This window comes from Flavobacterium pectinovorum (assembly GCF_022802975.1).
In the GTDB taxonomy this organism is placed as follows: Bacteria; Bacteroidota; Bacteroidia; order Flavobacteriales; family Flavobacteriaceae; genus Flavobacterium; species Flavobacterium pectinovorum_B.
Map to the genome: position 1 here is coordinate 402,811 of NZ_JAFEVZ010000001.1, position 14,055 is coordinate 416,865.

At 34.0% G+C, this 14,055-nt stretch carries 11 protein-coding genes; 9 read left to right on the forward strand and 2 right to left on the reverse strand.

The annotated features are described in order from the left end of the window. The first annotated feature begins 2 nt into the window (after window positions 1–2). A complete protein-coding gene (locus FLV_RS01680) occupies window positions 3–593 on the forward strand; it encodes an RloB family protein (RefSeq protein WP_243230305.1) in 591 nt (196 codons plus the stop codon). Between the two features lie 52 nt (window positions 594–645). Here FLV_RS01680 and lysS read toward each other — a convergent pair whose 3' ends face one another. Next, entirely contained in the window at window positions 646–2,346 is a 1,701-nt protein-coding gene (gene lysS / locus FLV_RS01685; RefSeq protein ID WP_243230306.1) for a lysine--tRNA ligase, read from the reverse strand. 443 nt (window positions 2,347–2,789) lie between these two features. On the opposite strand from lysS, the gene FLV_RS01690 reads away from it, so the two are divergent. The 6 genes from FLV_RS01690 (at window position 2,790) to FLV_RS01715 (ending at window position 9,728) form a co-directional block, all read left to right on the forward strand. Continuing rightward, entirely contained in the window at window positions 2,790–3,515 is a 726-nt protein-coding gene (locus FLV_RS01690) for a hypothetical protein (protein WP_243230307.1), read from the forward strand. A 76-nt stretch (window positions 3,516–3,591) separates the two neighbouring features. Continuing rightward, a complete protein-coding gene (locus tag FLV_RS01695) occupies window positions 3,592–4,344 on the forward strand; it encodes a hypothetical protein (RefSeq protein ID WP_243230308.1) in 753 nt (250 codons plus the stop codon). A gap of 5 nt (window positions 4,345–4,349) precedes the next feature. Further along, window positions 4,350–5,048, forward strand: coding sequence for a lipoyl(octanoyl) transferase LipB (gene lipB / locus FLV_RS01700; protein WP_243230309.1), 699 nt, complete (start codon window positions 4,350–4,352; stop codon window positions 5,046–5,048). A 656-nt stretch (window positions 5,049–5,704) separates the two neighbouring features. Further along, on the forward strand, window positions 5,705–6,556 hold the full coding sequence (locus FLV_RS01705; RefSeq protein WP_243230310.1) for a nuclear transport factor 2 family protein: 852 nt from the start codon (window positions 5,705–5,707) through the stop codon (window positions 6,554–6,556). Window positions 6,557–6,702: 146 nt separating this feature from the next. Beyond that, window positions 6,703–7,284, forward strand: a complete 582-nt coding sequence (locus FLV_RS01710; protein WP_243230311.1) for a Crp/Fnr family transcriptional regulator — start codon at window positions 6,703–6,705, stop codon at window positions 7,282–7,284. A 68-nt stretch (window positions 7,285–7,352) separates the two neighbouring features. After that, window positions 7,353–9,728, forward strand: a complete 2,376-nt coding sequence (locus FLV_RS01715) for a TonB-dependent receptor (protein WP_243230313.1) — start codon at window positions 7,353–7,355, stop codon at window positions 9,726–9,728. Between the two features lie 50 nt (window positions 9,729–9,778). Here FLV_RS01715 and FLV_RS01720 read toward each other — a convergent pair whose 3' ends face one another. Then, complete coding sequence (locus FLV_RS01720) at window positions 9,779–10,444, reverse strand: ribonuclease HII (RefSeq protein WP_243230314.1); 666 nt, start codon at window positions 10,442–10,444, stop codon at window positions 9,779–9,781. A gap of 171 nt (window positions 10,445–10,615) precedes the next feature. Here FLV_RS01720 and FLV_RS01725 point away from each other — a divergent pair, with 171 nt between their 5' ends. Beyond that, on the forward strand, window positions 10,616–12,586 hold the full coding sequence (locus FLV_RS01725) for a putative porin (RefSeq protein WP_243230315.1): 1,971 nt from the start codon (window positions 10,616–10,618) through the stop codon (window positions 12,584–12,586). 44 nt (window positions 12,587–12,630) lie between these two features. Further along, window positions 12,631–13,992, forward strand: coding sequence for a pyridoxal-phosphate dependent enzyme (locus tag FLV_RS01730; protein ID WP_243230316.1), 1,362 nt, complete (start codon window positions 12,631–12,633; stop codon window positions 13,990–13,992). Window positions 13,993–14,055: the final 63 nt, after the last annotated feature.

Genomic DNA, 14,055 nt, shown 5'->3' on the forward strand with positions numbered 1-14,055 from the left:
ATATGGCTAAAAGACCAAAGAATAATTTTAAAGAGAGACAGTTTAAATCAAAGGTTTTGATTCTTTGCGAAGGATTAACTGAGAAGAATTATTTTAATGCAATGAAGGAGGATTTGGGTTTGCCTAAAACCATAGCTGTAAATGTAATTGACTGTAAAGGTGATGTTACTGATGTTTTAAAAAACGCAAAGAAAGAGGGTTTTGAAAAGATATTTGTAGTTTTTGATCATGATAATTTCCCACGAAGAGGAGATGTTTTCAAACTTGCTTCTCAAAAAAGCGCAGATGTTATTTTTTCTAGTATATGTTTTGAAACATGGTACCTGCTCCACTTTAAAAATTCAACCAAAGCTTTTACTTCAGAAGCAGAGTTAGAAAAGGAATTGAAAAAATGTGCAGGAATGGAGAATTATGAAAAAAATAATTTCAAGCACTATTCTATTTTAAAAGATAAAATAACTACAGCGAAATCTCATGCTGAAAAAAGCAGATCAACAGTTATTCAAAATAATGATGGAGTAGAAGTATTTAATTTAAATCCTTTTACTAATGTAGATGAATTGGTAATTTATTTAGAAAATCAAAAACAATAAAAAAGAGCTTCAATTTTGAAGCTCTTTCTAGTATTATTATATTGAAAATTCATTACCCCACCAATTCCACAAACTTAAACTCACCTTCCACGGCAACTTTAGTCAAACCATGTTTAGATAAATTTTTCATAGACGCATCCCATTTTTTACCGCTTAAATTCGCCGTAATTTTTAATTGCTGAAGATCCATTTTATTTTCATTTCCTTTCAATAAATCAACGATAAATTTCTCTTCATCAGAAAGTTCAACTGTTTGTTTTTTCTCAGGACGCATTTGCGGGAACAATAAAACTTCCTGAATAGAAGCGTTGTTTGTTAAATACATAATCAAACGATCCATTCCAATTCCCATTCCGGATGTTGGAGGCATACCGTACTCAAGCGCTCTTAAGAAATCTTCGTCTATGATTCCGTTTGCTTCATCATCACCTTTTGCAGCCAGACGCATTTGATCTTCAAAACGCTCACGCTGATCAATAGGGTCATTTAATTCAGAATACGCATTTGCGATTTCTTTTCCGCAAACCATCAATTCAAAACGTTCCGTCAAATCTGGGTTATCACGGTGCTCTTTACAAAGCGGAGACATTTCTTTTGGATAATCCGTAATAAAAGTTGGCTGAATATAATTTCCTTCACATTTAGCGCCAAAAATCTCATCAATCAATTTTCCTTTACCCATTGTGTTGTCAACCTCGATTCCCATTCCTCTTGCAGCTTCAAACAACTCTTCTTCTGTTTTACCTGAAATGTCAAAACCGGTAAAATGTTTGATAGAATCTGTCATCGTTACACGAGCGTAAGGCGCTTTAAAGTTGATTTGGTGTTCACCAAAAGTAACTTCACTTGTACCGTTTACAGCAATGGCACAATGTTCCAATAAACCTTCTGCAAATTCCATCATCCAGTTGTAGTCTTTGTAAGCTACATATATTTCCATTGCGGTAAACTCAGGATTATGTGTTCTGTCCATACCTTCGTTACGGAAGTTTCTCGAGAACTCATAAACACCTTCAAATCCACCAACAATTAATCTTTTTAAGTATAACTCATTCGCAATACGCATGTAAAGCGGAATATCAAGCGAATTATGGTGCGTAATAAATGGTCGCGCCGAAGCACCACCCGGAATTGACTGTAACACAGGAGTGTCAACTTCAAGATATCCTGCATCGTTAAAATAACCGCGCATTGCAGTAAATAACTTGGTACGTTTGATGAAAGTTTCTTTAACATGTTGGTTAACCGTTAAATCTACATAACGCATTCTGTAACGCAATTCAGCATCATTAAAAGCATCGTGAATATTTCCGTCTTCGTCAACTTTTGGTAATGGTAACGGACGTAATGTTTTACTCAAAAAAGTAAAACCAGTTGCACGAATACATTTTGCACCAACCTGTGTCGTAAACAATTCACCTTCAATACCAATAAAATCACCTAAATCGGTTAATTTTTTGAAAACCTGATTGTACAACGTTTTATCATCGCCTTCACACAAAACATCACGGTTTACGTACAATTGAATACGTCCTTCGCTGTCTTGTAATTCAGCAAAACAAGCTTTACCCTGATCACGAACACTCATCAAACGTCCGGCAACGATTACCTTCTTACCTTCTTCAAACGACTCCTTTATCTGCTTCGAAGTATGATTTACAGGAAAAAGATTAGCAGGATAAGGATTGATTCCTAAGTTGCGTAAGTTTTGAAGTTTTTCTCTTCTGATGATTTCTTGTTCTGATAATGCCATTTTGTGCTTTTTTTTAAGAGTGCAAAGATAGTTTTTAAGTCGCAAAGTTGCAAAGTCATAAAGTCTAAAGTTTTAGAAAAGAGGAATGTTTTTTTATTAGAAGCAGAAAAAAACGTTTCTTAATTATCTGTTGTCCCGCTATCTGTTGCACACGAGCGATCAATGTCATTAAGTTAAGGGACATTATCGTCAGTTCGAGTGTTTTGTTAAAAAATGCGATAGCTTTTTTTAAAAACAAAATGTATCGAGAACCTTAGTATTAAAAAGCTTCTCGATACAATTTTTAATCATAAAGCTATTGCATTATTATTATTATTATTAAAAATCACTCGAAGTGACGACTGAAAATTTCTTAGCTTAATGACATTGCTTGGTTCCTCGTAATGACTAAAAAAAACTTAGTATCTTAGCTTTTCAGAACCTTAAAATCTTTTCAAAAAAAAATGAAATACTTATTCATAGTGCTACTCTTGATTTCTGTTGTAAGCTGCCAAATTACCGAAACCATAACAATCAATCCTGACGGAAGCGGTGATATTGAAGTAGTGCAACTCAGAGATGAAAATAGTTATATGCAAATCGCACGGGAAGAATATTCTAAAGAGAATATATTTGAGGATACTACGTACGTTTTTAAAGATTATATCAAAAAATATAACGAGAATTTTTCAAAATATCTGCCAGAAGAACAGCTGTTGTTTCAAAAATATGCCAATGTAAAAGTACATCTCAAAAAGAGTTCTTTCGAAAAAGAATATAAAAACACATTCGAACTTCACTTTAATAAAGCTTCAGAAATTCCCGATTTATATAAAACTGAAAATTATGTATCAGACATAGCACATAATTATGCATTATCTGCCGAAAACCATTACTACAGAATAACATATGATTTTGACGGAAAAGTTTTTAAACGTAATGTTCTGATTGTAAATACCGCTGAACTCGAAAAAGCAAAAGAAGAATGTAAAAAGTTCGAGAACAAATATGGAACTTTAAAATTAATACAGTGTTATACATTAAAGTACAATTTTCCGGGAAAAATAAAATCAGTTTCGAATGAAAAAGCAATTCTCAGTTCTGATAAAAAATCGTTAGTTGTAGAATTCCGTCTTTCAGATTTTCTTCAGTATCCTGAAAGTACTAATCTGGAAGTGATTTTAGAATAATAAGCTGTAAAGCAACTTAGCATCTCAGAACCTTAGTAGCTTAAAAAAGTTCGTATCTTTGATAAAAATTAATTTAATGAAATTATATCGATTACTTGTTTTTTGTTTTTTACTGGTAACATTAGCCAGTTGTACTTTTACTGAAAATATTTATATAAATGATAACGGAACCGGAAAATTTTCTGTAGATCTTGAAGGTTCTTCAATGATGGAAATGGCCGGAGCTCAATTGGACGAACAAATAGGAGCCAATGCCAAAAAATACATAGATACCAGTTTTACATTCAAGCAATTATTTGAAGAGAAAAAAGACAGCATCGCAAAGCTTTCTCCTGAAATACAGAAGGAACTAAAGAAAATAGAAAATTTCGTTGTACATACCGAAATAAGCACTGAAAAAAAGGTTTTTTTAATGACGCTTTCAACAGATTTTAAAAAGGTAAACGAACTTCAGGATATTTTGAAGACCATCAGTACGCTTCAAAAGTTAGAAGGACGTCCAAGTACAAATCCTCTTGTGAGCAGTTTTGCAGAAAACAAAAGCAAGTTAAACTATACTTACAACGGAAAGAAATTTACACGAAAAGCAGTAATCGATCAGCAAAAAGTGGCTGAAAAAGTAAATGATACAGCTCCAGATATGTCTAAAATGTTTTTTGTATTATCCAATTATGTGGTAAAATATCATTTTCCGAAAAAAATTAAAAAAGTATCAAACCCGAATGCGCTATTCAGCGAAGATAGAAAATCAATTACAATTCAATACCCTTTTACGGATTATATGGAGAATCCCGACAAACTGAACTTTGATGTTGAGTTTGAAAAATAAATAAAATGAATAAAAAAATCCAACTTCAGGATCTGGGCAAAAAAGATTACAAATCGACATGGGAATATCAGGAAGAAATTTTCAAAGATATAGTCGATTTAAAAATTAAAAACAGAAGAGAAGAACTTGAGCTGCCAACGCCAAATTATTTATTGTATGTGGAGCATCCGCATGTTTATACCTTAGGAAAAAGCGGCGATCTGGAAAATTTACTTTTAAATGAAAAACAGCTCGAAGCCAAAGGAGCGACTTTTTATAAAATCAATCGTGGCGGCGATATTACCTATCACGGTCCCGGACAAATTGTAGGTTACCCAATTCTGGATCTGGAAAACTTCTTTACTGATATCCATAAATACCTGCGTTTTCTCGAAGAATCAATTATTTTGACATTAGCAGAATACGGATTAGAGTCGGGCAGAAGCGATGGAGAAACCGGAGTCTGGCTTGGTGTTGGAACTCCGTTTGCACGTAAAATCTGCGCAATGGGTGTTCGCGCATCCCGCTGGGTTACCATGCACGGATTTGCTTTAAATGCAAACGTCGATTTAGGGTATTTTGATAATATCATTCCGTGTGGCATTCGCGGAAAAGGCGTTACTTCCTTAAACGTTGAATTGGGTGTTGAAAAAGTAAACGAAGAAGAAGTGAAAGCTAAAATCATCAAACATTTGAGTGAATTATTCGAAGCAGAATTCGTTTAAAAAATCATCTTATAAAAAGCTGTATCAAAAAAACTGAAGAGAATAACAACCGGAAATTGTCTTTTTCTTCAGCTTTTTTTTATTTTCATTTGGTTTAAATTATTGAAAAAGTAAAAATGATTTGTTAAAAACCTGAGTTCGATTATTATTAAATAGCCTCCAGCTTCAGCTGGAGAACTTATAGTTTAGTTAAAAAGGCTTTAGCCAAATAAAAAGAGTGTTGATTTTTTGGCTAAAGCCAGATTGTCTTTCTAAAACTCAATAAACCTCCAACTGAAAGGAGGTTATTAATATACTTTTTTATTAACCCTTTGGGTGAGATTGATTAAAAAGATTGATTTGATTATAAAAGTATAAAAATTGGGAGTGAAACATCATTTATAACTTAAGGAATTGATGTCATCCTGAGCGGAGTCAAAGGCTTTTGAAGACGAAAAGGCTTCGACTAAGTTTATCCTGAGCAAAGCCGAACGGACTCAGCCTGACACTCATTTTTAATTTCACCCAACGGATTAAACCTTTTTTTATTGGTCTAATAATCAAACTGAGGTTAAAAGACAATATTTTGAATTGTTGACAAATTATGAAAAACAGCAGTTTTGTACTGTTTTTATGCGTAAATTGGTGTCATAGTTTTAATAAAACCTACTTGATTTATGAGAAAAATCTACTTCATCTGTTTCCTTTTTGTATTTAATGGTCTTTTGGCTCAAAAAAAAGATAAATTATATCCAGTTACGGTTTATGAAAAAGTCTGGCAGGAACGTAATAGTGATGCAAGATTGAAAATGATAAAAATAATCTGGTTGGAAGACAGTACTTTTGAAGATCCTTCGGCATCTATAAAAGGAATTACAGCATTTAATAATGTTATCAATGAATTTTATAAAAAATTTCCGGATGCAGTTTTAACATCAGGACCAAAAATTGTAAAAGACAATTATGTAACCTGGGAGTGGAAAATTCAGGATTCTAAAAATAAGCTGATAATGGGTGGTCGTGATTTTGCCCGATTAAACGGAAAAGGACAGGTCAGTAAAATTATCGGTTTTTGGGATAAAGATGCAACTTTGTCTGAAGCTGATGTTTTAAAAAATCTTGAAGCTGAGAATTTTAAAATAGTAGCTCAATATTACGAATGCCTTTTTAAAACAAGGGATTTCAATACGATGGCAACATTAATCGAAGACGGTGCAATTTACAATCAGGCAGAAGGACTTCCATACAGCGGAACTTATAAAGGTTTTAATGAATGGACAAAAATGTTTGCAAAATCAACTGAATTTTTTGAATTGGAAATAGAAAAGGAACCTGTTTATTTTAGTGATGCTTCTAAAAATGAAGTAATTATCTATTTTACCATAAAGTGCAAAGCCAAGAAATCAGGCAAAACGCTTTCAATGCCAATCTCGGAACATTTTGACTTAAAAGATGGAAAAATTACGGCAATCAGGCCGTTTTATTTTGATACCAAACAGTTTGCAGAATTTTTAAAAAGTAAAAAGTAATATCGTTATATACTCATTATTCAGTAGTTATAAATTTACATAAATTGCATATTTTTTTTTAATAAGAAATTTTGGAACAATTTTATTTAATAGTTTCAGTTATAAGTTTTTAAATAGTAAGAACAAGTTTCTAAAGTCTTCAAACGATGCAAAGCGTAATTACAGATTTATCGCGATTAATTGATTGTAATGAAAATGAAAGTATAGCTTTTAAAAATATACTGAGATTAAAAACAATTAAAAAAAACGAACACCTTTTGGTAGAGGGCGATTTTTGTAATTTCGGTCTTTTTATTGCTGAAGGTTGTATTCGTTATTATTATTTGGTTGACGGAGTAGAATCAACCGGTAATTTTTTCTTCGAAAACGATTGGTATGCTGACTTTGAAAGCTTTTTATACGGAAAACCATCTTTACAAAATATAGAAGCTCTCGAAGATTGTGAACTCTATCTGGTTTATAAAAGTGATTTTGAAAAGCTGGTTTCAGAATATCCTGTATTCAATTCCTTTCTTCGGATAATGATGGAAAGAACCATCAAAGGCTTAACCGGAAGAAATATGGCAATGTCGCTTCTTTCTCATGAAGAGCGATATCTGCGTTTTGTAAAATATTGCCCAAAAGTTGTCGAAAGGGTTTCTCTTAAACACATAGCCAGCTATTTAGGAATTCAACCGGAAAGCCTAAGCCGGATAAGAACCCGGATAACACTAAATAGTAAATCTTAACTCAAGTCAATTTTTAAGAAATTTCGACTTTTTATTTTTGCTTGCTATAACTGTAATGCAAAATAAAAATGAAAAGTATATTTCTGATTTTTTTAAGTTTTTTTACGCTGGGTTTCTACGCCCAGACTGGAGTTGTCAAGGGGAAAATAATTGACAAACAATCTGAAAAACCAATTTCGGGAGCTGTTATTATGCTTGTTGGAAATGATGAAAAGCAAATAACCTCTGACGAAGAAGGTAATTTTAGACTATCGGAAATTCCTTTGGGAAGACAAAGTATTTCGATAAGTTTAGAGGGATATGAAAGTACGTCGGTTGCTGATCTTGATATTACAACCGGAAAAGATAACCTGATTACAATTTCAATGACGGAACAATTCAATTCATTGGATGAAATTGTAGTTGTTTCAGGATCTAATAAAGCGAAAGCTATCAATAAAATGGCTGTAGTTTCTACGAAACAGTTTAGCCCGGAAGAGGTTACAAGATTCTCAGGCGGAAGAAGCGATGTAGCACGTCTGGTTTCAAATTTTGCAGGGGTTTCAACTGGTGATGACAGCCGGAATGATATCGTTGTGCGTGGAAATTCGCCTTCGGGAATGCTGTGGAGGATTGAAGGAATGCCTGTTCCAAATCCGAATCACTTTGCGACTTTGGGAACTACAGGTGGGCCTGTTTCGGCTTTGAATCCCAATCTCCTGGCTAATTCTGATTTTATGACTTCAGCCTTTCCAGCAGAATATGGAAACGCAATTGCCGGAGTTTTTGATTTGGGTTTCAGAAAAGGAAATCCGGATGAATATGAGTACATGGTCAGTGCGGGTGCTTATCCCGGATTAGAATTTATGGCAGAAGGTCCGCTCGGCAAAAAGGGCAGTTCGTTTGTTGCATCAGCACGATATGGTTTTGTTGGAGTGACCGGATTAGCAGGAACAGATGCGCAGCCCAATTACAGTGATATTAGTTTTAATATTGATTTTGGAAAAAGCAAAATAGGTAATTTTTCTGTTTTTGGAATTTACGGAACTTCAGATATTGACTTTTTGGGCAAAGACATAGACAAAGAAGATCCTTTTGCCGCTCAGGACGAAGATGGATATGTAACGTCCCTGTTTGGTTCAATAGGTTTGAAACACAATTTGTCTATTGGAAGCAATTCTTCCCTAAAAACAATTATTGGATATTCTAATTCGGGGAACACTTACAAAAATGACCGTTATTACGATTTTGGCACACCTGCTGAAAATAAACTGAGGTTTTCAGATATTGACAATACTGAAAACAGAATGACATTCTCTACTTTGTTCAATTCCAAACTGAGCAAAAAAACGACCATCAGGGCAGGATTGCTTTTAGAAAATTATTCTCTTAAAGCAGATATGCAGACAAGAGACAGACAAGACGATGCTGATGGCGACGGTTATGCCGATTTAGTACAGCTAGTAGCTATTGATGGAAATTACAATATTGTCCAGCCGTTTGCTCAGGGGCAATTTCGATTAACAGAAAAATTGACTTTTAATGCGGGTATTCACGGGCAGTATTTTTCTATAAATAAAGAGTTTGTTTTTGAACCCAGAACGGCAATTTCGTATGCCTTTAATGCATCAAACACAATCAATTTTGGGTATGGTCTGCATCATCAGAGTGTACCGGCTCCCATTTTGTTCCTCAATGAATTTGTAAATGGAAATCCTGTTCAGACCAACAGAAATCTCGATTTAGTGCAGAGCCAGCATTATGTTTTGGGGTATGATGTACGAGTAGGAAAAAGATGGAGGGGGAAAGTAGAGGTGTATTATCAGGATATCAGTAAGGCAGGGGTAGAATCTTTCCCGAGCAGTTATTCAACCTTGACAGAAGGAGCAGATTTTGGTTATTCGATAGATAAAACTTCACTGGTAAGTAAAGGTAAAGGCTTTAATCAGGGAATTGAATTTACAGCCGAAAAGTTCTTCAGCGATGGTTATTATGCTTTGTGTACGACTTCTCTGTTTGAAAGCAAATATAAAGGAAGTGACGGAATCGAACGAAATTCACCTTTTAATAACGGTTATGTGTTTAATCTTTTGGGAGGTAAAGAATTTAAAATCGGAAAGACGAAGAAAAACGTATTTTCAATTGATACTAAATTTACTACAGCCGGAGGTCGTTATTATACACCGGTTGATTTACAAGCTTCAAATGATACGGGTTATGAAATCAGGGATGATGCCAACGCCTTTAGTAAACAATATGATTCGTATTTAAGGCTGGATGTGAAATTCGGAATTAAATTTAACAGTAAAAAGAAGAAGAGATTTCATCAGTTTTACATAGATCTTCAAAATGTAACCAACCATACCAACATTTTTACACTCGAATACAACAGGCTTACCAATGCAATAGACCAGAAAGACCAAATTGGTTTTTCGCCTGATTTTGGATATAAATTTCAGTTTTAGTTAATAGATTTTAGTAAACGAGGCTTATCTTTTTTGATAAGCCTTTTTTATTATTCAAAAAAATCCAGCTCCAACTGTTCCGGCAGGAGCCTGAAACTCATTCGGTGGTATTTTGTCGGACCATATTTTTTAATGGCTTCGCGGTGTTCTTTGGTTGGGTAACCTTTATTTTTCTTCCAGTTGTACATAGGAAATTCTTCGTGAATTTTGTCCATGTAGTCATCGCGATAGGTTTTTGCCAAAACAGAAGCCGCAGCAATACTTAAAAATTTACTGTCCCCTTTTATGATGCTCTGATTCGGAATAGATTTTAGTAATTCGATTTCTGCAGAAGAAAACTGTTTTCCAAAAGTATTTTTTAAACCCAATTTTGCATTCAGGGCACGATTCCCGTCTACAATAATAAATTCAGGAGTCTGGTTTAATTTTAAGATACATTCCTGCATGCCTTTCATGGAAGCATTCAGGATATTTATTTCATCAATTTCTTCAGGATGCAAATGCGTTACGGCAAAACAGATGGCGTTTTCTTCAATAATTGGTTTCAACGATTCTCTTATTTTTTCAGAAAGTTGTTTACTGTCATTCAGGAAAGAATGTTCAAATTCAGCCGGCAAAATTACAGCAGCAGCAGTTACCGGGCCAGCCAGACAGCCTCTGCCGGCTTCATCGGTTCCGGTTTCAAAAATAAATCCTGAAAAATTTTTCTGAAGCATTTCTTTGAATTTTAAATGACAAATATTATAAAATTTTCTGTAAAAAAATACGTTCTCATTCTATTTGGTAAGCAATAGTATAAATTGATGTGTTTTTTTATTTATACATATTTATAATTTACCTTTGCTCTGGCAATTTATCGAAATTATTACACCTACATAACGCATCAAATGAGAATACTTTTTTTTCTATACCTATTAGTCGTACCATCTTTATTGTTTGCTCAGGGAGGAGCTCCTAAAAAGAATTTAGATATGAATTCGCAATATTCGAGTATTACTGATACCGTAAAAAAGAAAAAAGCACTGGTAGCCAAGATTGAGCAATACCAAATTGTTACGTTGGAACACGATACGACTATTGTAGATACTTCGTTGACTTTAAAAAGTGCCTATAGACAAAATTACCTCAGAAGGGATAATTTCGGGCTTTTGCCTTTCTCTAATATTGGTCAGACTTACAATACTTTGCAATATAGCCTGACTGACTTTTCTCCTTATCCGGATATTGGTTTTCAGGGAAAGCATTTTAATTTTATGGATGCCAGCGAAATTAATTATTACCATGTAGCAACACCATTGACAGAGTTGTTTTTTAATACAAGTATAGGCAAAGGACAAAATGTAGATTCGTTTATTACGCTGAATACTTCAAAAAATCTGAATTTCTTTGCAGCTTACAGAGGACTCAGATCTGAAGGAAAATATATTAACCAGTTAACCAGTATTGGAAATTTTAGAATTGGGGCCAGTTATAATACAACTGATAAACGTTATATTTTATACTTGCATTATACTTATCAGGATGTTTTAAATGAAGAAAATGGCGGAATTACAACGACAGAAGATTTTGAAAGCGGAGACCCAAACTTCACCAATCGCCAGCGACTGGAGGTTTATCTGACAGATGCCGAATCTTTCCTCAAAGGGAAAAGACTTTTTTTCGATCACGCTTTTAGAATAAATCCGACACAAGGAAACAATAATTTATACGTTACGCATCAGTTTAATTTTGAAAATAAATTTTTCGAATACAAACAGCCTACAGTTTTATCAACGGTGGGCAGCACATTGGTTGAGAGATTTGGTGAGTCTTATGTTACCAGTAACATTAAGGACCAGACTCGTTTTGAAAAATTATATAATAGAGTAGGAGTGGCATATGAGAATTCATTACTAGGGAAATTTAATTTTTTTATTGATGATTACAGGTCAAATTATAAGTATAACCGTATTATAGTTTATGATGGAGGAACTACTATTCCTGATAATTTATTCAGGGAAATTAATAGTGTTGGAGCACAATACGAATACCAGAAAAACAAATGGAATGGCCGATTTTTATTATCAAGATCCATCACAAAAGAAGCAATTTCTGACTTAGATGCCAAGCTGAGATACAATTTAAATGAAAAAATCCAATTTGATTTCCGTTATAAAAATATTAGCAAGCTGCCTAATAACAATTATCTTCTTTATCAAAGCAGTTATATAGCGTACAATTGGTCAAATATAGATAAATTCAAAAATGAAAAAATCAATTTGCTTAGCGCTAAGATATATACTCCATGGCTGAATGCTGAGGCGAGCTATACGGTTTTAACTGATCATTTGTATTTTAAAGACGATGCAACCCCTCAACAAATTGAGGATCGTGAGCAAATTGTGCGACCGTTTCAATACGGAAATACAATCAATTACTTGTCTGTAAAGGCAAACAGAGAATTTAAATTTGGGGATTTTGGTTTAGATAATACGTTTTTGTATCAAAAAGTAACCCAGTCAGATTTGATTTTAAATGTTCCGGATTTTGTAACGAGAAACACATTTTATTATTCGACTTATTTGTTTAAAAAAGCACTTTATATTCAGACCGGAATCATCTTTAATTACTTTACAAAGTATTATGGAAATGATTACAATCCGGTAGTTGGAGAATTTTTTGTTCAGAATACGAAAAAAATAGGAGGTTATCCAACGTTTGATTTTTTCCTGAATGGAAGAATTCGTCAAACCCGAATTTATTTAAAAGCAGAACATTTTAATGCTGCTTTTTCAGAAAGTATTTATTACTCAGCTCCAAATAATCCATATCGTGATTTCACCATCCGGTTTGGTTTGGTTTGGAATTTCTTTCAATAGACAAAATTCGTTTTATCTTAAAGTAAAATTAAATTGATATAAAAATGGACTTTTCAAATAATATTTTAGAAACCATTGGCAACACCCCATTAGTAAAACTAAATAAAGTTGTTGCTGAAATTGATGCTTTGGTATTAGCAAAAGTCGAAACTTTTAATCCCGGAAATTCTGTTAAAGACAGGATGGCCGTAAAAATGGTTGAAGACGCTGAAGCTGATGGACGACTGAAACCTGGTGGAACCATAATTGAAGGGACTTCGGGAAATACCGGAATGGGATTGGCACTTGTAGCCATCATAAAAGGATACAAACTGATTTGCGTGATTTCTGACAAACAATCCAAAGAAAAAATGGATATTTTGCGTGCTGTTGGTGCTAAAGTAGTGGTTTGTCCTACCAATGTTGAACCAACAGATCCAAGATCTTATTATTCGGTTTCAAAGCGTCTGGCCGAAGAAACACCCAATTCATGGTATGTAAACCAATACGATAATTTATCAAATTCTCTTGCGCATTACGAACAGACAGGACCTGAAATCTGGAAACAAACTGAGGGCAAAATAACTCATTTTGTGGTAGGAGTAGGAACCGGCGGAACTATTTCGGGTGTTGGAAAATATTTAAAAGAGAAAAATCCGAATATTAAAATCTGGGGAATCGACACTTATGGTTCTGTTTTTAAAAAATACCATGAAACCGGAATCTTTGATGAGAACGAAATCTATTCGTATATCACGGAAGGAATCGGAGAAGATATTTTGCCTAAAAATGTTGACTTTTCACTAATAGATGGTTTTACAAAAGTAACCGATAAGGATGCGGCGGTTTATACCAGAAAAATTGCGATGGAAGAAGCGATTTTTGTTGGAAACTCTGCCGGAGCCTGTATAAAAGGCTTATTGCAGCTAAAAGAGCATTTTAAACCTGATGATGTTGTTGTGGTTTTATTTCACGATTCAGGAAGCCGTTATGTAGGAAAGATGTTTAATGATGACTGGATGCGTGAACGTGGTTTTCTTGATGAAAATGTTACAAAAGCAGAAGATGTTATCAAAGATCATATTGACAAAGAATTAATTGTGGTTCGTACTGAAGAATTGGTTTCGCATGCTATTGAGCGTATGCGTAAATATAAAATTTCGCAGATTCCGGTAGTAGATATTAATGGTTTTGTGGGCTCTGTTGATGAAACCGATTTGTTCAGAAGTTATGTAGCTGATAAAAATGTTGCCGAAAAACCAATCAAGGAAGTAATGGGAAAACCTTTTCCAATTGTAAGATTAGGGACTCCAATAGAAGAAGTTTCCAAATTGTTTACCAAAGAAAATGATGCTGTTTTAGTGGATTTAGAAAATGGAAACCATCACATTATCACTAAATATGATATTATTGGCGCTATAAAATAGTAAGGGGTACTATAGCAGTTGCTTTAATTTTTGAAAAAAATAGTATTGCACCAACGGGCTGTT